Here is a 21,416-nt window from a genome sequence, read left to right as displayed (position 1 = left end):
CACGGGCCCGCCGGGGCGCCCGGGTTACTCGCTCTCGTACTTCCGGTACGACGGGTCGAGCTCGCGCACCTCGGCGGAGGCGTGCACGGCCACTCCCCCGGCGGGCTTCACGAACTGCCGCAGCAGGTCCAGCACGGCCTCGGTGAGCCGGGCCTTGGTCTCCTCGGTGCGGCCCGCGAGCAGCCCGAGGCTGACGTGGACGACGGCGTGGCCCTCGGTGTCGGGGCCGACCACGGTGTCCTCGGTCCGGCGGAACTGCGTCTTGCAGGCCGGGGGCCTGGCGGCGGCGATGTCGACCACCGCGGTGTGCAGGGCCCGCGCGAAGCCGGGCCGGTCGAAGCCGTCCGCCAGGCTGTCGGAGTAGTCGACGGTGATCTGCGGCATGAGCCCTCCTGTGATCGTTCCAGGAGGGCTCACCCTACGTCGTGTCCGCCGGCCCGGCGGGGTCAGCCCGCCGCGGTGAACACGGCGACCGTGCGGGCCGGGACGGTGAACGTGCCGGTGCTCCGCTCGTAGGACGCCGCCTTCACCACCGGGTCCCCGCCCTTCGCCTGCACGGGGTGCAGCCGGTGGCCGGTACCGGCGAGGGCGGTGACGCGCTGGTCCTGCGCCTCGGGCGTGGCGTTGAAGACCACGACCAGGTCACCGAGGCGCATGGTGATCACCCCGGGGGTCTCGTCCTTCCCGGACAGCGGGAAGGAGAGCCGGGACTGCACCCGGTCCGCGGTGCCGAGCGAGAACGCCTTCTCCGACGTGCGGATCCTCAGCAGGTCCCGGTAGGCGGCCGAGGCGCCCTCGATCTGCGGGCAGCCGACCTTCACCGTGCCCAGCAGGGGCTTGGCGTAGGGCCACTTGTCCTCGTTGTCGGCGGCCGGCGGCAGCCCCCGGCCGAAGCCGTTGCCCGCCGCGCAGTTCCAGTGGATGGCGTTGAACCAGTCGCCGCTGTCGTAGGAGTTGCGGTCCAGGGACTTGGAGCGCAGCAGGTCGGTGCCCGCCTGGGAGAGGGCCGGGCCCTGCGAGAGGGTGGCCGTCGCCATGGCGAGGACCTGCATGCGGGCCCGGTCGCCGGCCGGGGTGTCCTTCGGCAGCTTGAAGGCGAGCGCGTCGAACAGGGACTCGTTGTCGTGGGCGTCCGCGTAGGCGAGGGCGTCGCCGGGGACGGCCGCGTATCCGGCGGGTGAGCCGTTGTAGTCGACCTGGGAGCCCTTGACCTCCTTGCCGCTGGTGTCGGTGAACGTGTAGTCGGCGAGGTTGCCGGAGAGGCCGACCTTGATGAGGTCCTGGTAGTGCAGCAGGCGGGCCTTCTGCTCGGCCTCGGTGCCGTTGGCCGTCGAGGTGTTGGGGTCGGTGTAGAGGCCGGAGGCGAAGCCCTGCACGCCGGGGTCCTCGTCGAAGGGGCCGCCGCCGCGCACGGCGTCACGGGCCCGGTCGGAGAAGGTGGCGATGCCGGTGCCGGCCATGTTCGCCTGCGTGGCCTGCTCGAAGCGGGCGTCGTCGGCGATCTCGCCGAAGTTCCACCCCTCGCCGTACAGGATGATCTTCTTGCCGTCGACGCCGTCCTTCCTGAGGGTGAGGGCGTCGAGGGCCTTGCGGACGGCGAGCATGTTCGCCTTCGGGTGGTGGCCCATGAGGTCGAAGCGGAAGCCGTCGACCTTGTACTCCTTGGCCCAGGTGACGACGGAGTCGACGACCAGCTTGCCCATCATGGCGTTCTCGGGCGCCGTGTTGGAGCAGCAGGTGCTGTCGGCGACGGAGCCGTCGGCGAGCAGCCGCTGGTAGTAGCCGGGCACGATCCGGTCCAGGACGGAGGTCTTCGCCTGGCCGTGGGCGGCGGTGTGGTTGTAGACCACGTCCAGGACGACGCCGAGGCCCTCCTCGTTGAGCGCCTTCACCATCCGGCGGAACTCGACGGTGCGGGCGGTGCCCTCCGGGTCGGTGGCGTAGGAGCCCTCGGGGACCGTGTAGTGGTACGGGTCGTAGCCCCAGTTGTAGGCGTCCTTGGCGGCGGTCCTCGCCACGCACTCCTGCTGCTTCGGGGAGTCGGCCGGGTAGGCGGCGAGGTCGCAGTCGACCCTCGCCCGGTCGGACTTCTTCTCGGGGATGGTGGCGATGTCGAAGGCGGGCAGCAGGTGCACGTGGGAGGTGCCGGACCGCGCCAGCTTCCGCAGGTGCCGGCTGCCGTCGCTGTCCTTGTCGGTGAACGCGAGATAGGTGCCCGGGTGCTTCGCCGTGCGGTCCTCGACGGAGAAGTCGCGGATGTGCAGTTCCTGGATCTGGGCGTCCTTGAGCGGCACCGGCTTCGGCTTGGTCAGCCCCGACCAGCCCTTGGGGGCGAGGTTCCGGTCGCCGAGGTCGACGACGAGGCTGCGCTCGGAGTCGGTGGTGAGGGCGACCGAGTAGGGGTCGGTGACCTTGTTGGTGACGATCTTCCGGGTGCTGGGCGCCCACACCGTGACGGCGTACCGGTACGGCTTGCCCTTCCAGGAGGCGGGGCCGGTGGCGGACCAGACGCCGGTGGCGTCGTCGCGGTGCATGCGGACGGTGCGGCCGTCGATCTCCAGGGCGACGTTCCGCGCGGTGGGCGCCCACACGGACAGCGTCGGCCGGCCGTGGCGGAACACCGGCCCGAGGTCCGCCTTGGTGGCGCGGGCGGCGTAGAGGTCGTCGAGCACCCCGGCGAGCTGCACACCGGTGGCGGCGAGCACGGCGCCGTTGGCGGCGTGCTGGGTGGCGACGACCTGGCCGCGCAGGGCCGCGCGCACCCGGTCCCGGTCGCGCGGGTCGACGGACCAGGCGGTGCCGTCCTTCAGGTGCGGGAAGCGGGCCTTCTGGGCGTCGGTGAGGGTGGTCCGCGCCAGACGCAGCCAGCGGGCGTCGCCGGTGCGGAGCGTGCCGTCCTCGACCGTGATGCCGCCGGTGGGCGAGGCGAGGAGCTGGGTGGAGGCGGCGGCGTCGGAGCCGTCCCAGACCAGGGTGTTCCGGTCGATCCAGACCGCCTTGGAGGTGGACAGGTCGAGGGCTGCCGCGGACCCGGCGGGCTGCGGCAGCAGATACCTCTCCTGGCCGCTCAACAGCCACACCTCGTGGCCGTTGGCCCTGAGGTCGAGCGACTGGTCGGACGGCAGGTCCTTCTCGTCGCCCTTGTGGACGATGTAGCTGAGGCTGGTGGCACCCTCGGCGAGCGGCACCTCGAAGACCGCGCCATAGGCATCAGTCTTCACCGGTTCCAGGGGCTTCGACCAGTCGGTGGGCTCGGCGGCACCGGTCCAGGTGTGCAGGCCCCAGCCGTCGTAGTCGCCGTCGGCGCGGTGGTAGTGCAGGACCGCCTTGGTGGTGTCCTGGGCGGGGTACTCGGGCCGTTCGGTGGTGACGGTCTCCTTGCCCTGCTCGATCCAGACCTCGCCGGTGCGGGTGAGGTCGATGGTGCGGTCGGTGTCGACGTCCTTGGTGCCGTTCTTGTCGACGACGACGAAGCCCAGGTCGGAGGCGCCCGGCTTCAGCTTGACGTACGCGAAGGCGCCGTAGGCGTCGCGGCCGGTGAAGGGGTGGCTGTCGGGCCACTCGGTGGCCTCGCCCTCGGCGAGGTCGCCCCAGGCGTACAGGCCCCAGTCGTCGTAGTCGCCGTCGGCCCGCTTGTAGTGGACGATCGCGTAGTCGCGGGAGGCGGCGGAGGGCGGCGTCTCCACCGGCGCGGTGCCGGTGGTGGAGGCGGCGAGGGCGCTCGCGGTGCGGCCGGCGGAGTCGGTCACGACGGCCTTGTAGCGCAGGGCGGTGCCGGCGGGGACGTCCTCGCCGATGGTGTGGGTGACCTTGTGCGGGGCGTGGTCGGAGGAGCCGAGGACGCGCCACTTCCCGTTGCCGGTCTGGGCGGCGAAGACGACCCGGTTGAGCTGTCCGCCCTCGACGTCGGCGGTCAGCTCGACGGTGCCGGTGGCGCCGGCCTCGGGGGCCTTCAGGGAGATCGTGGGCTTCGCGTCCGGCTTCGCGAGCGGGCGGGCGGCCTTGAGGACGATCGCCGAGTTCGCCGGGACGGTGACGGTGATGTTCCGGTCGGCGCCGCTGGTGACGGTGGCGTCGGTGCCGTGGATGCCCTTGAACGGCATCCGGGCGGATCCGGTGGCGAAGGTGGCCTTCTTCGCCTCGTCGGCGTTGTTGAAGGCGACCACGTACTCGGTGGTGTCCTTGCCGGTGGCCGTGCGGGAGAAGGCGTAGACGCCGGGGCCGTCGGCGGCGTGGCGCTCCTGCTGGATGCCGTCGGTGAGGGCGGGGTGTGCCTTGCGGAGCTTCGCGAGGGCGCTGATCTGCCGGTAGAACGGCGAGCGGGTGTCGTAGGTGTCCTCGGCGTGGGTGCGGCCGGTGCCGATCAGGTCGTCGTCGAGGTAGTCCGGGGTGCGGGAGGCGAAGAGGGTCTGGCGGGCGTCCTTGTCGCCGCCGGCGCCGGTGAAGCCCTGCTCGTCGCCGTAGTAGACGACCGGGTTGCCGCGGCTGAGGAACATCAGCTCGTTGGCGAGCCTGCCCTTCCTCAGCAGTTCCGCGTCGGACGCCTTCGGGTTGTCCTGCTTCAGGAAGGTCCCGATGCGGCCCATGTCGTGGTTGCCGAGGAAGGTGACCTGTTCGTAGGCGTTGGCCTTGTCGGTCGTGTACTTGTGGTCGGCGCCGAAGACGGCGGCCAGCTTCTTCGCGCTGCCGCCCTGGGAGGCGTACTGGCGGGCCGCCTCCTGGAAGGGGAAGTCGAGGGTGGCGTCGAGGCGGCCCTGGGTGACGTAGGGGGCGGTGACGTCCGGGTCGGCGGAGTAGACCTCGCCGAACATGAAGAAGTCCTTGCGGCCCTTCTTGGCCGCGTAGGCGTCCAGGGCGGTGGCCCACTGGGTCCAGAACTCCATGTTGACGTGCTTCACGGTGTCGATCCGGAAGCCGTCGATGTCGAAGTCCTTCACCCACCGCCGGTAGATCTTCTCCATGCCGCTGACGACCTCGGGACGCTCGGTCCACAGGTCGTCGAGTCCGGAGAAGTCGCCGTACTCGCTGGACTCCCCGGCGAAGGTGGAGTCGCCCCGGTTGTGGTACATCGCCGGGTCGTTGAGCCAGGACGGGACCTTCAGCCGCTTCTTCGCGGCGGGGACGACGGGGGTGCGGGGGAAGGAGCCGCTGTCGACGCGCGGGAAGCGGCGCGTGCCGTCGGCGTAGTCGGAGTCGTCGAAGGGCCGGCCGTCCTTCGTCAGGTACGGGAAGGCACCCTTGGACAGGTAGTCGTAGGACTTCTCCTCGTAGTCGATGACGTCGGCGGTGTGATTGGTGATGACGTCGAAGAAGACCTTCATGCCCTTGGCGTGGGCCTTGTCGATGAGCCGTTCGAGGTCCTTGTTGGTGCCGAAGTGCGGGTCGACCTGGGTGAAGTCGGTGATCCAGTAGCCGTGGTAGCCGGCCGAGGCGTCCTTGCCGGTGCCCTGGACGGGCTGGTTCTTGAAGATCGGGGCCATCCAGATGGCGGTGGTGCCCAGCCCCTTGATGTAGTCCAGCTTCTGCGTCAGGCCCTTGAGGTCGCCGCCCTGGTAGAACCCCTTGTCGGTGGGGTCGTACCCGTGGGTGAGGCGGGAGCCGGTCAGGCCGCCGCGGTCGTTCGTGCGGTCGCCGTTGGCGAAACGGTCCGGCAGGACGAAGTAGAACTGCTCGCGGGTCAGGTCGTGGCGGGCCGGGGACGTGGCGAGGGCCGTGTCCGAGGGCGGCGCCGGCGGGGCGTCCGCGCGGGCGGCGAGCGGCTGCACGAGCGCCGCGGCGAGGGCGGCGACGGTGACGGCGGCGATGCGCCGGCCCCGTGCGGTGCGGCGCCCCGGGGGCGCGGGCCATCTGGGTATCAAGGCGTGAACTCCTTGTGCGTACGGCTCGTTGGGTCCGACCCCACGCCGCGGCGACGGCCTGTTTCGGCCACATCGCCGGGGCACCGGCCGTGACCGTACCGCCGTTGAAAGGTTTACAGCAAGGGTTGTGAAAGAAGCGGCAAGCAATTTCATGCCCGGTTGGCGCCGGAGGGCCCGGCCGCCGCGCCGCCCGGTCAACGGCGGGGCGGCCGGGCGGTGTTCAGCAGCCGCGCCGGTCCGCGTGGACCGCGAGGGCGGTGTGGGCGCCCAGGGTGGCGGTCAGCTGTCCCGAACCGTCCACCGTCACCGGGGTGTTGTTCTGCACGTTGCAGTACGTGCCCGCGGGCAGGGAGGTCCGGTAGGTGCGGGTCAGGGAGCCGGACTCGTGGTTGATGGCCACGAAGCCCTTGCTGCCCCGGCCGAAGGCGATGGCGTCACCGCCGTTGTCCCACCAGTCGGTGACCGCCTGGCCGCGGACGGCGTTGCGGAAGCCGACCATGGCCTTGATCTCCGGCCAGTTGTGCTGGCACTTCCAGCCGTTCTGCCAGCAGGCGTTCACCTGGCCGCCATTGGGCGGTCCGGCGTCGTGGTCGGAGAACTCGTACCCGGAGTTGATGTCCGGGGCGCCGTAGGGCCAGGCCAGCATGAAGACGTTGGCCAGGGTGTAGGTGGCGTTGTCCTTGTAGGACAGGGTGCTGCCGTTGCGCTCGGTGTCGTGGTTGTCGACGAAGACGCCGGCGCTGGAGCTCTTGAGGTAGCCCCCGCCCTCACCGTAGTTCTTCAGGTAGGCGAGGTTCTCGTTGTTGAAGACCCGCTTGAGGTCGTAGGCGTAGCGGAACTCCTGGACGTCGCCGGTGCCGGTGTACTCGCCGGGCTGGACCGCCTCGCCCGCGCCGTAGATGACCTCCTGCTTCCAGTAGGCGGACGGGTTGGTCAGCCGGGACTTGATGTTCGCCAGGTCGGCGGCGGGCATGTGCTTGGCCGCGTCGATGCGGAAGCCGTCCACGCCGAGGGAGAGCAGGTCGTTCATGTACCCGGCGATGGTCCGGCGGACGTACTCCTCACCGGTGTCGAGGTCGGCGAGGCCGACGAGTTCGCAGTTCTGGACGTTCCACCGGTTGCGGTAGTCGGTGATCTGCGTGGTGCAGTCGTCGAAGTCGTACGACGAGTACAGGCCGGGGTAGTCGTACTTGGTGTACCGCGAACCGCCGGTGCCGGTGCCGTTGCCGGCGCCCGCGGACATGTGGTTGATGACGGTGTCGACGACGACCTTCACGCCGGCCGCGTGGCAGGTGTTCACCATGTTCCGGAACGCGGTGCGGTCGCCGAGGCGTCCGGCGATCTTGTAGCTCACCGGCTGGTAGGACGTCCACCACTGCGAGCCCTGTATGTGCTCGGCGGGCGGGGAGACCTGGACGTAGCCGTATCCGGCCGGCCCGAGGGTGGTGGTGCACTCGCGGGCGACGGAGGCGAAGTTCCACTCGAAGAGGACGGCCGTGACGTCCTTCGAACCGGGAGGGGAGGCCGACGCTTGCGTCGGGGTCATGACAAGGGCGGCCGCGGCGAGGGCGGCCACCCCGGAGAGGGTTCTGCGTGCCATGTGGGGTTCCTTCTTCGTCGAAGGCATGTGGGGAACCGCCCGGTTTCCGGGTGAAGGCGCTTGCAGAAACCTTCAGAAACCTTGCGGCAACGCAGATGTTAAGGGCCCGCCACCCGAAAGGGCAGCGGGCCGTACGAAGTTGAAGCAAAAAAGTTGCCGGACGGACCTCTTGGCGGAGCGGGACCTCAGGCCCGGGTCCACCACACGGTCGTGTCCGCCGGCACCTTGGCCTCGGACGCCGTCTCGGCGACCTCGGCGTTGCTGATGAGCACCCGACCGTAGGACGGCACGGTCACCGACTCGCCGGTGGTGTTCGCCACGCACACGAAGTCACCGCGCCGGAAGGCCAGCACGCCCTCGGGGGCCCGCAGCCACTCCACGGCCTCCCCCGCTCCCAGGTCGGGCTGCTCCCGGCGCAGGGCCAGCGCCGCCCGGTACATCTCCAGGGTGGAGCCCGGCACGCCGGTCTGCGCCTCGACACTCAGCCCGCCCCAGCTGTCCGGCTGCGGGAGCCAGCTGCCGCCGTCGCCGAAGCCGAACGACGACCCCTCGCGGGTCCACGGGATCGGCACCCGGCAGCCGTCGCGGAAGCCGTCCTGGCCCGCGCCGCGGAAGTACGCCGGGTCCTGGCGCACCTCGTCCGGCAGGTCGACGACGTCCGGCAGGCCCAGCTCCTCACCCTGGTAGATGTAGGCCGACCCCGGCAGGGCCAGCATCAGCAGGGTGGCCGCGCGGGCCCGGCGCAGGCCCAGCTCGCGGTCGCCGGGCTCCCGGAGCTGGGTGCCCAGGCCGGGCGGGTTGCCGAAGCGGGTGGCGTGCCGGGTGACGTCGTGGTTCGACAGCACCCAGGTGGCGGGGGCACCGACCGGGCGCATCGAGTCCAGCGTGCGGTCGATGACGGCGCGCAGCTCCTCGGCGTCCCAGGGGGTGGAGAGGTACTGGAAGTTGAACGCCTGGTGCAGCTCGTCGGGGCGCACGTAGTTCGCGGTGCGCTCCACCGTCGGCGTCCACGCCTCGGCGACGAAGATCCTCTCCCCCGCGTACTCGTCCAGCACCAGCCGCCACTCGCGGTAGATGTCGTGGACGCCGTCCTGGTCGAAGAACGGCATGACATCGTTGCCCAGCAGCTTCAGCTGCTCGTGCGATCCCAGGTCGGGCAGGCCCTCGGCCTTCACCATGCCGTGGGCGACGTCGATGCGGAAGCCGTCCACGCCCATGTCGAGCCAGAACCGCAGGATGGAGCGGAACTCGTCACCGACCGCCGGGTGCTCCCAGTTGAAGTCGGGCTGCTCCGGGGCGAACAGGTGCAGGTACCACTCGCCGGGGGTGCCGTCGGGCTCGGTGACCCGGGTCCAGGCCGGGCCGCCGAAGATCGACTCCCAGTCGTTGGGCGGCAGTTCGCCGTTCTCGCCCTTGCCGGGACGGAAGTAGTAGCGCTCCCGCAGCGGCGAACCCGGCCCTTCGGCGATCGCCCGCTTGAACCACTCGTGCTGGTCGGAGGAGTGGTTGGGCACGAGGTCGACGATGATCCGCAGGCCCAGGGCGTGGGCGTCGCGGATCAGGGCGTCGGCGTCGAGCAGGTTGCCGAACATCGGGTCGACGGCCCGGTAGTCGGAGACGTCGTAGCCCGCGTCGGCCTGCGGCGAGGCGTAGAACGGGCTCAGCCACACCGCGTCCACGCCGAGGTCGCGCAGGTACGGCAGGCGGGAGCGGACGCCTTCCAGGTCGCCCATGCCGTCGCCGTTGCTGTCGGCGAAGCTGCGCGGGTAGACCTGGTAGATCACCGCTTCCCGCCACCAGTCACGGCGCCCGTCGACGGTGGCGACGGCCGCGTCGGCCGAGGGGTCCGGGGTGGAGTGCTGCTGGCTCATGTCGTCCTTGTACTCAGAGGCTTGTGGGGAGGGCGGGGTGTGACGAGGCGGCCGCGGTGCCTGCGGGGTCGGAATCGACACCGCGGCCGCCACCCCGCGCGCCGGGCGCGCGGGAGTCGTCCGCGAAGGAGGTCAGCCCTTCGTTCCGCCGGCCGTGAGGCCGGTCACCAGGTTCTTCTGCACGAGGTAGAAGAACGCGGAGACGGGTATCGCGATCAGGACCGCGGTGGCGGCCATGAGGTTGCGCTGGGCGTCGTGCTCGCTGATGAAGCTCTGCAGACCGACGGCGAGTGTGTACTTCTGATCGTCCAGCATGAACGTCGTGGCGAACGCGACCTCGCCGAACGCCGTGATGAAGCTGTAGAAGGCGGCGACCGCCAGACCCGGCTTGGCGAGCGGCAGGATCAGCCGCACGAACGTGCCGAAGGGGTTCAGCCCGTCGACCCGTCCGGCCTCGTCGATCTCGAACGGGATGGTGTCGAAGTAGCCCTTCATCAGCCAGGCGCAGTAGGGCACCGCCGTCGAGCAGTAGACGAGGATGAGTCCGAGGTAGCTGTCGATGAGCTGGAACTCCGACAGGATCTGGTACATCGGGACCATCAGGACGGCCACCGGGAACATCTGGGTCACCAGGAGTACCCACATGAACTTCTTGTATCCCGGGAACCGCATCCGGGACACCGCGTACCCCGTGGTGGCGGCCACCATCACCCCGATGACGGTGGTGCCCAGGGAGACGATCAGCGAGCTCTTGAGCCAGTGGAAGAAGTTCGACTCCTGGAGCACGAAGACGTAGTTGTCGAGCGTCATCTTGCCCCAGATGCCGCCGGGGCGCAGGTAGTCGTCCTTGTCCGGGCCGAGGGACAGGTAGACCAGCCAGGCGACCGGGAACAGCGCGATGAGGCTCGCCACGATCAGGATGCCGTGCGAGGTGAGCCTGCCGAGCGGGCCGGTCTCCCCCCGCCGGCGCGCCTTCCCGGTGGGGGCCGGCGCTCCAGCGGACCGGTCCGCCGGGGCGGCCTTGGTGACGGTAGTGGTGCTCATGGGGGCTCCTGCCTCAGATCGCGAGCTGCTGGTCATTGCGGTTCAGCCAGCGGCGGTAGAAGGAGGTGAAGACGACGAGGACGGCCAGCAGCAGCATGCCGTAGGCGGCGGACTCGGCGAACTCGCGCGGCTGCTGCCCGAAGCCGAGCTGGTATGCCCAGGTCACGAGGATCTGGGCGTCCGGGGCGGTGTTGCCGAACAGCAGGAAGATGATCGCGAACTGGTTGAAGGTCCAGATGACGCCGAGCAGCACCACGGTGGAGCTGACCGAACGCAGTCCGGGCAGGGTGACGTGGCGGAAGCGCTGCCAGGCGTTGGCGCCGTCCATCTCGGCCGCCTCGTACAGGCTGGCGTCGATGGACTGCAGGCCGCCGAGCAGGGAGACCATCATGAACGGCACACCGCACCAGGTGTTGACCATGATGGCGGCGAACCGCTGCCAGAAGGTGTCCTCCAGCCACGCCGGGGTGGGCAGGCCGAGGAATTCCAGGCCGGAGTTGATGATGCCGGCGTCGGCGAGCATGAAGCGCCAGCCGAAGACGGTGACGAAGGTGGGCACGGCCCACGGCAGGATCAGGATCAGCCGGTAGAGGGTGCGGCCGCGCAGCTTCTGGTTCAGCAGCAGGGCGAGGCCCAGGCCGATGCCGTAGTGCAGGGCGACGCAGGCCGCGGTCCAGAAGATCGTCCAGCCGAACTTGGACCAGAAGCGCTCGTAGGCGGTCTCGCCCCACAGGATCTCGGCGTAGTTGTCCAGGCCGATGAACTTGTAGGTGGCCTCGATCTCGTTGGCCCCGATGGTGCGGGCCGAGTTGAGGCTGTCCGCGTCGGTGAGCGTGAGGTAGAAGCCGTAGGCCAGCGGATACAGCACGATGACGCCGAGCACGACGACCACCGGCAGGATCATGGCGTAGGCGTACCAGTGCCTCTGGTAGGCGTGCTTCAGCCTGCGGACCGGTCCGGGGCGGGGCGCGCGGTCACCGCGGCGCTTGCCGGTCGCGCGGTCGATGGTGACTGTCATGGTTCGGCACCTTCTGGATGGTCAAGGGGTAGGCACACAGGCCGGAGGCCGCCGGACCCTCCCCTCCTGGAAGCGGGGTCCGGCGGCCGACCGGGCGTTACTTGCTGAAGTCCGGCACCAGCTTCGCGATCGCGGTCTCCGCGTCGCTCAGCCCCTTGTCCAGCGACTTCTTGCCGCCGGCGATCTGCGGCAGCTCGTCGTCCAGCGGGCCCCACAGGGAGCTGTACTCGGGCAGCGCCGGGCGCGGCTGGGCGGCCTCGAGGACCGTCTGGTAGCCGGCGATGCCCGGGTCGGCCTTGACCTGGTCGGTGTAGGCGTCGTCCCGCGTGGGCAGCGTGCCGTTCTTCAGCGCGATGGTCTCCTGCGCCTTGGCCGAGGTCATGAAGTTGACGAACTTCAGCGCGGCCTTCTGCTTGGCCTCGGTGGAACCGGCGTAGACGGACAGGTTGTGGCCGCCGGTCGGGGCGCCCGCCTTGCCGGTGGAACCGGCCGGGACGGTGGCGATGCCGAGGTTGTTCTTGTCCTTGAACGCGGAGCCCTTGTAGAAGTTCGTGATCTCCCACGGGCCCTGGATGATCGAGGCGACCTTGCCGTTGACGAACGCGTCCTGGATGTGGGCGTAGGCGTCGGCGGTGACGTCGGCCTTGTGCAGGCCCTTGCCCTTGAACAGGCTCAGCCAGGTGCCGTACGCCTCGACGGCCTCGGGCGACTTGACGGTGATCTTCTTGCCGTCCGCGTCGACCGTGTCGGTGCCCTCGCCGTAGAGGAACGACTGGGCGTAGTAGGCCTGGGTGGAGCCCCAGTAGCCGTCGACGCCGGTCTTGTCCTTGATGGTGGCGGCGGCCTTCTTCAGGTCGTCCCAGGTCTTGGGGACCTCGACGCCGGCCTTCTCGAACAGTTCCTTGTTGTAGACGAAGGCCAGGGTGTCCGTGGTGAAGGGGACGCCGTAGGTCTTGCCCTCGTACGTGGCCTGCTCGATCAGGTTGGACTTGAACTTGTCCTGGTCGGCGAGGGCCTCGGTGCCGTCCAGCGGCAGGAAGAAGCCCTTCTTGGCGAAGGCGGGGGTCCAGCCGACCTCGGAGCGCAGCACGTCGGGGGCGCCCTTGGAACCGGCGGCGGTGTCGAACTTGTTCTGCGCCTGGTCGAAGGGGACGTTGACGAAGTTGACCTTGATGTCCTTGTTGGCGGCCTCGAACTCCTTGACCAGGGCCTTGTACGTCGGCGCCTCGTTGGTCGCGTTGGAGGTGTCCCACCAGGTGATGGTGACCGGGCCGTCGGCCTTGTCGCCGCTGTCGCTGTCTCCGCCGCAGGCCGTCGCCGCGAGGGCGAGGGACGCCACCAGCGCGGTGGCCGCTATGCCACGCCGCATGAGTTCTCCTTGAGGGTGAAAGCCGTGCACAGGAAGCGGCCCCGTCTGCCGTCCCGCCGGCTTGCCGGCTGCCGCCGCGGGCCCGCGTCCTCGGATGTGGCCGGGAATCGCGGTTCCGCCGGGCGACTGGAAAGTAACAGCGATGCAAGCGTTGCAAAAGGCCTTGCTGAAAAATTTTGCAAGAAGCACCGAAGGTTACCCCGTCGTGACCTCCCCTCGATCCCCGCGCAACCATGGTCAACGCCCGTAGGGCACGGGTTCGGACGCTTGTGCAAGACTCTGCAAGCACTTGCCATACGTTGCCGCCGCGGGAATCATCCGTTGCGAGGACGCCGACCACGAGGTGAGGACCGCGATGACCCAGCAGCCCGCAGCGAGCCGTTCCCCGGCACGGGCCAGGCGTCCCGCCGGTGTGCAGGGAGAGGTGCGGCCGATACAGTCCGGTGCTGTGACCACACGCCTTGCCGACATCGCTGCCCAGGCGGGGGTGAGCGAGGCCACCGTCAGCCGCGTCCTCAACGGCAAGCCGGGTGTCGCCGCCACCACGCGCCAGTCCGTCCTCGCCGCCCTCGACGTCCTCGGCTACGAACGGCCCGTCCGGCTGCGCCAGCGCAGCGAGGGCCTGGTGGGGCTGATCACCCCGGAGCTGGAGAACCCCATCTTCCCGGCCCTGGCCCAGGTCATCGGCCAGGCACTGACCCGGCAGGGCTACACCCCGGTGCTCGCCACCCAGACACCCGGCGGATCGACGGAGGACGAGCTCACCGAGATGCTCGTGGACCGCGGCGTGGCGGGCATCATCTATGTCTCCGGACTGCACGCGGACACCACCGCCGACACCCAGCGCTACGACCGCCTGCGGGCCCAGGGCGTGCCGTTCGTGCTGGTGGACGGTTTCTCGCCGAAGGTGCAGGCACCGTTCATCTCCCCCGACGACCGGGCGGCCATGGCCCTCGCCGTCACCCACCTCGTCTCCCTCGGCCACACCCGGATCGGTCTGGCCCTCGGGCCGAAGCGGTTCGTGCCCGTGCAGCGCAAGATCGAGGGGTTCGTGCACATCATGCAGGACCAACTCGGCCTCGCCGCCGAGACCGTGCGGACGGAACTGATCCAGCACTCGCTGTACACCCTGGAGGGCGGGCAGGCCGCGGCCGCCTCGCTCATGGACCGCGACTGCACGGCCGTGGTGTGCGCCAGCGACATGATGGCGCTGGGCGCGATACGGGCCGCCCGGCAGCGCGGCCTGGACGTGCCGAAGGACATCTCGGTGGTCGGCTTCGACGACTCCCCGCTGATCGCCTTCACCGACCCGCCGCTGACCACCGTCCGCAAGCCCGTCCCGGCCATGGGCCAGGCGGCGGTGCGCACCCTGCTGGAGGAGGTCGGCGGAACCCCGGCCCCGCACAGCGAGTTCGTGTTCATGCCGGAGCTGGTGGTCCGCGGCTCGACCGCCTCCGCCCCCGGGGACCGGAACCGGCCGCACGAGAAGCCCTGAAGGCCCTGAAGGCCCTGAAGGCCCTGGAGACCCCAGAGGCCCTGGTGGGTCTCCCGCGTCGTGCCGTGTCACGCGCCGGGGTCTGTGCCGTATTGCGCCGTGTCCTGCTGCGGCGCCCGCGCGGGAGCCGGAGCACCGGCATAGCCTGAGGGGGTACCGCGGCGTGCGTCGACCGGAGAAGGTGAGTGCGATGCGCGTGATGCTCAAGGCGACGCTGGACACGGAGAAGGCGAACGAGGTCATCCGCAGCGGGAAGATGCCCGAGCTGATGAAGGAGACCTTGGACCGGCTGCACCCCGAAGCCGCCTATTTCGGGCCGCTCGGCGGCCGGCGGACCTGTCTGCTCGTTCTCGACCTGGAGGACAGCTCGCAGGTCGCGCCCACCGGTGAGCCCTTCTTCGCGCAGCTCGGCGCCGAGGTCGAGATGACCCCGGTGATGAACGCGGAGGATCTGCGGAAGGGGCTCTCGGAACTCGGGTGACGCCCGGCGAAGACGATCAGCGCCCCCGAGGCGCACGGCGCGGTCACCGCGCGTCGCCGCCCGCGGCGAAACCGTCCTGGAGGAGGAGAGATCCGCTCACCGGACGGTCCGTCGGGAGGAGGCGGCGGGCCTCCGTCCGCAGGAGAACATGCGGGTACCGCCGGACCGAGGGATGATCTGTGGGCGAGGTCTTTTCTGGCAGACTCTGTGCCTATGGGTGACACGACCGTGACTGCGCCGAACGGCCGGACATCGGCCGCTCCCCGTCCCGTCGTTGACCGGACGGGGCGGGCGCTCCTGCGCCGGCTGCGCAGGCCACGGCGACCCCGGCTCTGGTTCGAAATCCTTCTGATCGCGGTGAGTTACTGGACGTACTCCCTCGTCCGCAACGCCGTGCCGGAGCAGAAGGCGCAGGCCCTGCGCAACGCCGACTGGATCTGGGAGCTCCAGCAGCACCTGGGGATCGCGGTCGAGCAGTCCGTCAACCACGCCGTCAATTCCGTGACATGGCTGGTCGTCGGCATGAACTACTACTACGCCACCCTGCACTTCGTGGTGACGCTGGGTGTGCTGGTGTGGCTCTACCGCGGCCACCCGGGACGGTACGCGGCCACCAGACTGGTGCTGTTCGCGACCACAGGCGTCGCTCTCGTCGGCTACTACCTGTTCCCGCTCGCCCCGCCCCGCCTGATGAACGGCGGCGGCTTCATCGACACCGTGATGGTGCACCAGACGTGGGGCTCCATGGCGTCCGGCGACCTGAAGAACATGTCCAACCAGTACGCCGCGATGCCGTCGATGCACATCGGCTGGTCGGTGTGGTGCGGCGTGACGATCTTCGCGCTGGCGCAGGTTCCGTGGGTGCGCGTGCTGGGGCTGCTGTACCCGGCGCTCACGCTGGTGGTCATCGTCGCCACGGCCAACCACTTCTGGCTGGACGCGGTGGGCGGCGTGCTCTGCCTCGCCTTCGGCTACGCGGTGGCCCGCCTCTGGTACGGCAGCGGCCCGTACGCGCTGCCCCGGCGGGTGCCGGACCGGCGGCCGGGACGCACGGGTGAGGGGGCCGGCGCCGGGGGCACCGCCGCGGCGGCTCCCGGTGTCGTGGCCCAGGTCGCCCGGACGGCCGACGACACGGTCCGGACGGCGGCCGGAGCGGCGGGGGCCGGCGGCCCGGTCGAGGACGCGGGCGCCGGCGCGGGCAGGGGTGCGGAGAGAGCGACAGGCAGAGGCGCGGACCGGGGCACGGCAGCGGCACCCGCACCGGCAGCGGCGGCGGACGGCGGGGAGGACGCGGACACCGGAGGCGGGGCCGACGGCCCCGGGGAGGCCGACGGGGCCGACGCGCTGTCCGGCACGGGACGGGGGGCGCCGTAGGCCGGGCCCGTCGGTCGGGCGGCCGGGGCACCGACGTGATCACGGAGCCGCCCACAACGCCCGGAAGGACCGGGGGACCGGGCGGGCCGTGGGGGCTTGGGCGGTCGGCCGCTTGGGGCTGGGTCCTGTCGTCACATTCCCGTCGTCCGCCCGCAGGGCGGCCGTGCGGCGTCAGGTGCGTGCTCTCGGCGTGCCGGGCCCTGAGCCTCGTACTGGATGTACTCGGGTCAGGGCCCGGTGCGGCGAGAGTGCGTGCCTGGCGGCGCACGGCAGACAGGAATGTGACGACAGGGCCTATGGCGGCTGGGCGGTTCAGTCCGCGCCGTAGAAGAGTTTCTCCATGACGCCGCGTGCCCGTCGGGCCGTGCGCCGGTACTCGTCGAGCATGTCGCCCGCGTGGCCGGGGCCGTGGCCGAGGTAGCGGCCGACGGCGGCCAGTTCCCGGGGGACGGTGGGGAAGGTGTCGCCCGCCCGCCCCCGGACCAGCATCACCGCGTTGCGCACCCGGGTGGCCAGGACCCACGCCTCGTCCAGGGTGGCGGCGTCCTCGGCGGACATCAGCCCCGCCTCCCGGGCCGCCGCCAGGGCCGGCCGGGTCCGCGTCGTCCGCAGGCCCGGCTCGCGGGCCGCGTGCCGCAGTTGCAGCAGCTGCACGGTCCACTCCACGTCCGACAGCCCGCCCGGGCCCAGTTTGGCGTGCAGCTTGGGGTCGGCGCCGCGCGGCAGCCGCTCGGACTCCATGCGGGCCTTCAGCCGCCGGATCTCCCGGACCGCGTCCTCGTCGAGCCCGCGGGACGGGTAGCGCAGCGGGTCGATCAGCTCGATGAAGCGGCGGCCGAGGTCCTCGTCCCCGGCGACGTGCTCGGCGCGCAGCAGGGCGTGCCGCTCCCACACCAGCGACCAGCGCCGGTAGTACGCCTCGTACGAGGTGAGGGTGCGCACGAGCGGTCCGTTCCTGCCCTCCGGGCGGAGGTCCGCGTCGACCAGCAGGGGCGGGTCGGAGCTGGGGATCTGGAGCAGGCGGCGCATCTCCGCGACGACCTTGGCGGCCGCCTTGGCGGCCTCGTGCTCGTCCACGCCCTCGCGGGGCTCGTGCACGAACAGCACGTCGGCGTCCGACCCGTAGCCCAGCTCGTGACCGCCGAAGCGGCCCATGCCGATGATCGCGAACCGGGTGGGGAGGTCGTCCCCCCAGCCCTCCCGGACGACGGCGCGGAGGGTGCCGGCGAGGGTGGCGGCCGTCAGGTCGGACACGGCGGCGCCGACCAGGTCGACCAGTGCGCCCTGGTCGGCCTCGGCGGGCTGCGACTCGGTGCCGTAGGAGCCGACGATGTCGGCGGCGGCCGTGCGGAACAGCTCCCGGCGGCGCACGCCACGGGCCGCGGTGACGCCCTGGGCCGCGTTGTCGGCGCGCCGGACGGCGGCGAGGACCTCCTGCTCCAGGTGGGTGCGGGAGCGCGGCCGGAGCCCTCCCCCATCGCCGTCCCCGAGCAGCGCCACCGCCTCGGGGGCACGCATCAGCAGGTCGGGGGCGAGCCGCCCGGCGGACAGCACCCGCGCGAGGTTCTCGGCCGCCGCGCCCTCGTCGCGCAGCAGCCTGAGGTACCAGGGGGTCTTGCCGAGGGCGTCGGAGACCTTGCGGAAGTTGAGCAGTCCCGCGTCCGGGTCGGCGGAGTCGGCGAACCAGCCGAGCAGGACGGGCAGCAGGGTGCGCTGGATGGCCGCCTTGCGGGTGACGCCGCTGGCCAGGGCCTCCAGGTGGCGCAGGGCGGCGGCGGGGTCGGCGTAACCGAGGGCGACCAGGCGTTCCCGGGCCGCCTCCGCGCTGAGCCGGGCCTCGCCGGGCGCGAGCTGGGCGACCGCGTCGAGCAGCGGCCGGTAGAACAGCTTCTCGTGCAGCCGCCGCACCGCGGAGGCGTGCCGCTTCCACTCCCGGGTCAGCGCGGCGACGGGATCGGTGCGCAGGCCGAGGGAGCGGCCGAGACGGCGCAGGTCGCCCTCGTCGTCCGGGACCAGGTGGGTCCGGCGCAGCCGGTGGAGCTGGATGCGGTGCTCCATGGAGCGCAGGAAGCGGTACGCCTCGTCGAGCCGGGCGGCGTCCGTGCGTCCGACGTACCCCCCGGCGGCGAGCGCCTTGAGGGCGTCCAGGGTGGTGCCGCTGCGCAGGGAGGCGTCGGTGCGTCCGTGCACCAGCTGGAGCAGCTGCACGGCGAACTCGACGTCCCGCAGACCGCCCGGGCCGAGCTTGAGCTGGCGGTCGACCTCGGCGACGGGGATGTTCTCCACCACCCGGCGGCGCATCTTCTGCACGTCGGCGACGAAGTTGTCCCGCTCGGCCGCCTGCCACACCAGGGGCTGCAGCGCGGCCACGTACGCCTCGCCCAGTTCCGCGTCGCCGGCCACCGGGCGGGCCTTGAGCAGCGCCTGGAACTCCCAGGTCTTGGCCCAGCGCTGGTAGTAGGCGAGGTGGGAGGCCAGGGTGCGCACCAGCGGGCCGTTGCGCCCCTCGGGCCGCAGGTTGGCGTCGACGGGCCAGATGGTGCCCTCGACGGTCGTCTCGGAGCACAGCCGCATCAGGTGCGAGGCGAGCCGGGTGGCGGCCCGCAGCGCCTTGTCCTCGTCGGCGCCGTCGACGGCCTCGCCGACGAAGACGACGTCGACGTCCGAGACGTAGTTCAGCTCGTGGCCGCCGCACTTGCCGAGCGCGATCACCGCGAGCCGGCACAGCGCGGCGTCCTCGGGCGCGGCCTCCCGGGCGAGCCGGAGGGCGGCGCGCAGGGTGGCGGTGGCCAGGTCGGCCAGCTCGGCGGCGGTCTCGGCGACGTCGATGGTGTCGCAGACGTCGCGGGCGGCGATGGAGAGAAGGCAGCGGCGGTAGGCGACCCGGAGCGTCACCGCGTCGGTGACGCCGGCCAGGCCGTCGACGAACTCCTCGACGCCCGGGTGCAGGTCCCGCGGCTCGTAGGTGACCAGGGCGCGCCAGTCCCCGGGATGCCGGGCCAGGTGGTCGGCGAGGGCCGCGGAGGCCCCGAGCACCCCGAGCAGCCGGTCCCGCAGCGGCTTGGCGGCGATGACCGTGTCCAGGAGTTCGCGGCGGGCGGTGGGGTCCGGCTGCGCCTCCAGCAGACGGACCAGGCCGAGCAGCGCGAGGTCGGGGTCGGCGGTGGCGCCGAGGGCGTCGAGCAGCACGGGGTCGTCGCGCAGGGGGGTGAGCTCGGGGCCGTCCAGCAGGCGCTCGGCGGCGGAGGGGTCCGTGAAGCCGTGCCGCAGCAGCCGCGTGAAGGTACTGCTCCTGCGCCCCGGCGCCGACGTCATCCCCGGTCTCCCTCGTGCCTCGGAAACGTGTCGTACGGCCATGAGCCTATCCGCAGGCGGGCCCCGCGGCGCTGGGCGGTTTCCGGCACCTCGGTCGGCGACTCCGTGCGGCGCCCGGCCCCGCCGTCGGCCGGCTGGGATGGCGTCCGGCTCCGCCGCCGGCCGCCCGGGGTGGCGTCCGGCGTCCGCATCCCCCGGTGTGCAGGCGACGTGTGGCGCGGTGCGGCGTTTCGGTGGCGGCGGGCCCCTTTTTCCGATTCGGTGAGGAGGAAGCGTCCGTCCCCCGCCGTTTCTCCACACGAAGGAGCCACGATCCATGGACTTCACCCTCGAAGTGATCCCGCTGCCGGTGAGCGACATCGACCGGGCCCGGGACTTCTACCGGGACAAGGTCGGCTTCCACGTCGACATCGACCAGGAGGTCATGCCCGGCATGCGCATCGTCCAGCTGACGCCGCCCGGCTCCGGCTGCTCGATCGCCCTGGGCGACACCCTCTGGGAGTCGACGCCCGGCCCCACCCCGGCCCCCGGTTCCTACCAGGGCCTGCAGCTCTGCGTCGCCGACATCAAGGCCGCCCACGCCGAACTGACCGCCCGGGGGCTGGAGGTCAGCGAGCCGCAGCAGTACGCCCCGGACGACGGCGCGACGTTCATGTACTTCAAGGACCCGGACGGCAACGGCTGGGCGGTGCAGGAGTACCGGCGCCGGGCGACCGAGCCGCTGCACAAGCTGCTGACGCAGCAGGCGCAGCAGGCGCAGGGTAGGCACCACACTCTCGGCGCCGGGCGCGCGGGTCCCGCCGGTCGCACCCGACCGCGCCCGCCGCGCCCGCCGCGCCCCCGCCGCGCCCCCGCCGCGCCCGCCCGCCGCGTCGGTCGCGGTACGTCGTGACCCGGGCGCTCCGGCGCGGCCCGCGGGGGCTGTCGCGGCTCGCGCGGTCGGGTGCGGTGGGCGGGATCCGGTGCGGCTCGCGCGGTCCGTGCGGTGCGTCGGGGCGGGTGCGGTGCGTCGGGGCCGGTGCGGCTCGGGCGCCGCGGCTGACCGCCGCCGCATCACGGACCGTCGGCCGTCCCGGCGCGGACCGTCCGTCACCCTCAGCGACCGCCCATGACGTGCCGCGAGCGGCGGTGGCGGGGTGAGGACGCTGCCGCGAAAACATTCGCGACATTCACCCTCAAAGAGTGTCGATCGGCCTCAACCGGCCACTCGTGCGGGGACGGACGGTCACGTGGGACTCCCGGTGCACGGCTTCCGGCACGGTGCCGGGTCGTCCGGGACACGGGACCTCACGCCGGACATCCGATGAGGGGAAGGCGCCGATGAGTGAGTCCGTAGACACCGGGACCCGGGACACCCGGGAGAAAGTCAGGGCGGAGGCCTCCGCGACGGCCGGTCAGGCCAAGGAAGCCGCCGGTCAGGTCGCGGGCACCGCGGCGGAGCAGGCCCGGAGCGTGGCCGGTGAGGCGCGCCGGCAGGCCGGTTCCGCCGTGCGGGACCTGCGCGGACGGGCCGTGGAGGAAGCGGACGGTCAGGCCCGGCGGGCCGCGGGCACCCTGCGGCAGTGGGCGGGCGACCTGTCCGACCTGGCCGACCACGCCCGTCACGATTCCGCCGCCCGCGGCCTCGCCGCCGAGGCGGCCGACCGCAGCCACCGGGCCGCCGACTACCTGGAGCGGCAGGGCGTCGAGGGACTCGTCGCCGACCTCCAGGGCTTCGCGCGGCGGCGCCCCGGCGCCTTCCTCGGCGGCGCCCTGCTGGCCGGGCTCGCCGTCGGGCGGCTGGCCAAGGCGTCCGGGAGCGCGTCCCGGGCGTCCGCGCAGGGCGGAGCGGAGCCCGGCCGGGACGTGTCGGGGGCGTCCGAGCCGCCCGCTCTGGCCGCGGGGCCCCCGCCGGCCGTGCCGCCGAGTGCCGGTTCGCTGCCGGCCGAGGCGCCGCCGAACGGTGCGCCGGGCCGTCCGCACCCGGGGGTGTGACATGACGTCACCGTCCC

General features: G+C 71.7%; 11 protein-coding genes and 2 pseudogenes. 5 read left to right on the top strand and 8 right to left on the bottom strand.

Features of this window, described 5'->3' with window-relative positions; genetic code table 11:
* Positions 1–24: 24 nt before the first annotated feature.
* From ACSU53_RS22700 to ACSU53_RS22670, 7 genes are all read right to left on the bottom strand, one after another.
* On the bottom strand, positions 25–384 hold the full coding sequence (locus ACSU53_RS22700; RefSeq protein ID WP_164332908.1) for a 5-carboxymethyl-2-hydroxymuconate Delta-isomerase: 360 nt from the start codon (positions 382–384) through the stop codon (positions 25–27).
* A gap of 62 nt (positions 385–446) precedes the next feature.
* Complete coding sequence (pulA, locus tag ACSU53_RS22695) at positions 447–5,858, bottom strand: pullulanase-type alpha-1,6-glucosidase (protein WP_437030450.1); 5,412 nt, start codon at positions 5,856–5,858, stop codon at positions 447–449.
* A gap of 220 nt (positions 5,859–6,078) precedes the next feature.
* Positions 6,079–7,458, bottom strand: coding sequence for an alpha-amylase (locus tag ACSU53_RS22690; RefSeq protein ID WP_437030448.1), 1,380 nt, complete (start codon positions 7,456–7,458; stop codon positions 6,079–6,081).
* 185 nt (positions 7,459–7,643) lie between these two features.
* Positions 7,644–9,329 (bottom strand): glycoside hydrolase family 13 protein, encoded by a 1,686-nt coding sequence (locus ACSU53_RS22685; RefSeq protein WP_437030446.1) that lies wholly within the window; start codon positions 9,327–9,329, stop codon positions 7,644–7,646.
* Between the two features lie 132 nt (positions 9,330–9,461).
* A complete protein-coding gene (locus ACSU53_RS22680; protein WP_437030444.1) occupies positions 9,462–10,373 on the bottom strand; it encodes a sugar ABC transporter permease in 912 nt (303 codons plus the stop codon).
* A 13-nt stretch (positions 10,374–10,386) separates the two neighbouring features.
* Positions 10,387–11,391, bottom strand: a complete 1,005-nt coding sequence (locus ACSU53_RS22675; protein WP_437030442.1) for a carbohydrate ABC transporter permease — start codon at positions 11,389–11,391, stop codon at positions 10,387–10,389.
* Positions 11,392–11,488: 97 nt separating this feature from the next.
* Complete coding sequence (locus ACSU53_RS22670) at positions 11,489–12,760, bottom strand: extracellular solute-binding protein (protein WP_437030440.1); 1,272 nt, start codon at positions 12,758–12,760, stop codon at positions 11,489–11,491.
* 448 nt (positions 12,761–13,208) lie between these two features.
* Here ACSU53_RS22670 and ACSU53_RS22665 point away from each other — a divergent pair, with 448 nt between their 5' ends.
* The 3 genes and pseudogenes from ACSU53_RS22665 to ACSU53_RS22655 all read left to right on the top strand — a co-directional run.
* Positions 13,209–14,255, top strand: a complete 1,047-nt coding sequence (locus tag ACSU53_RS22665; protein WP_437030438.1) for a LacI family DNA-binding transcriptional regulator — start codon at positions 13,209–13,211, stop codon at positions 14,253–14,255.
* Between the two features lie 190 nt (positions 14,256–14,445).
* Positions 14,446–14,736 (top strand): hypothetical protein, encoded by a 291-nt coding sequence (locus tag ACSU53_RS22660; protein ID WP_437030436.1) that lies wholly within the window; start codon positions 14,446–14,448, stop codon positions 14,734–14,736.
* Positions 14,737–14,949: 213 nt separating this feature from the next.
* Positions 14,950–15,774 (top strand): annotated as a pseudogene (locus ACSU53_RS22655) (phosphatase PAP2 family protein); the annotation flags it as partial.
* A gap of 648 nt (positions 15,775–16,422) precedes the next feature.
* Here ACSU53_RS22655 and ACSU53_RS22650 read toward each other — a convergent pair.
* A complete protein-coding gene (locus ACSU53_RS22650) occupies positions 16,423–19,425 on the bottom strand; it encodes a bifunctional [glutamine synthetase] adenylyltransferase/[glutamine synthetase]-adenylyl-L-tyrosine phosphorylase (protein WP_437030434.1) in 3,003 nt (1,000 codons plus the stop codon).
* 316 nt (positions 19,426–19,741) lie between these two features.
* Here ACSU53_RS22650 and ACSU53_RS22645 point away from each other — a divergent pair.
* Together ACSU53_RS22645 and ACSU53_RS22640 are read left to right on the top strand one after the other, a co-directional pair.
* A pseudogene (locus ACSU53_RS22645) lies at positions 19,742–20,176 on the top strand (VOC family protein); the annotation flags it as partial.
* A gap of 569 nt (positions 20,177–20,745) precedes the next feature.
* On the top strand, positions 20,746–21,399 hold the full coding sequence (locus ACSU53_RS22640; RefSeq protein ID WP_437030432.1) for a hypothetical protein: 654 nt from the start codon (positions 20,746–20,748) through the stop codon (positions 21,397–21,399).
* Positions 21,400–21,416: the final 17 nt, after the last annotated feature.

Source organism: Streptomyces sp. enrichment culture (genome assembly GCF_964273255.1).
In the GTDB taxonomy this organism is placed as follows: Bacteria; Actinomycetota; Actinomycetes; order Streptomycetales; family Streptomycetaceae; genus Streptomyces.
The sequence above is the reverse complement of the archived record's forward strand: the minus strand, read 5'-3'. Positions and strand labels throughout refer to the sequence as shown.

What these genes read in the sequence shown, in the direction of transcription:
- ACSU53_RS22660 (WP_437030436.1), top strand. Translation starts at nt 14,446, where the DNA reads ATGCGCGTGATGCTCAAGGCGACGCTGGACACGGAGAAGGCGAACGAG.
- ACSU53_RS22640 (WP_437030432.1), top strand. Translation starts at nt 20,746, where the DNA reads ATGAGTGAGTCCGTAGACACCGGGACCCGGGACACCCGGGAGAAAGTC.
- ACSU53_RS22680 (WP_437030444.1), bottom strand. Translation starts at nt 10,373, where the DNA reads ATGAGCACCACTACCGTCACCAAGGCCGCCCCGGCGGACCGGTCCGCT.
- ACSU53_RS22700 (WP_164332908.1), bottom strand. Translation starts at nt 384, where the DNA reads ATGCCGCAGATCACCGTCGACTACTCCGACAGCCTGGCGGACGGCTTC.
- ACSU53_RS22690 (WP_437030448.1), bottom strand. Translation starts at nt 7,458, where the DNA reads ATGGCACGCAGAACCCTCTCCGGGGTGGCCGCCCTCGCCGCGGCCGCC.
- ACSU53_RS22685 (WP_437030446.1), bottom strand. Translation starts at nt 9,329, where the DNA reads ATGAGCCAGCAGCACTCCACCCCGGACCCCTCGGCCGACGCGGCCGTC.
- ACSU53_RS22675 (WP_437030442.1), bottom strand. Translation starts at nt 11,391, where the DNA reads ATGACAGTCACCATCGACCGCGCGACCGGCAAGCGCCGCGGTGACCGC.
- ACSU53_RS22650 (WP_437030434.1), bottom strand. Translation starts at nt 19,425, where the DNA reads ATGACGTCGGCGCCGGGGCGCAGGAGCAGTACCTTCACGCGGCTGCTG.
- ACSU53_RS22670 (WP_437030440.1), bottom strand. Translation starts at nt 12,760, where the DNA reads ATGCGGCGTGGCATAGCGGCCACCGCGCTGGTGGCGTCCCTCGCCCTC.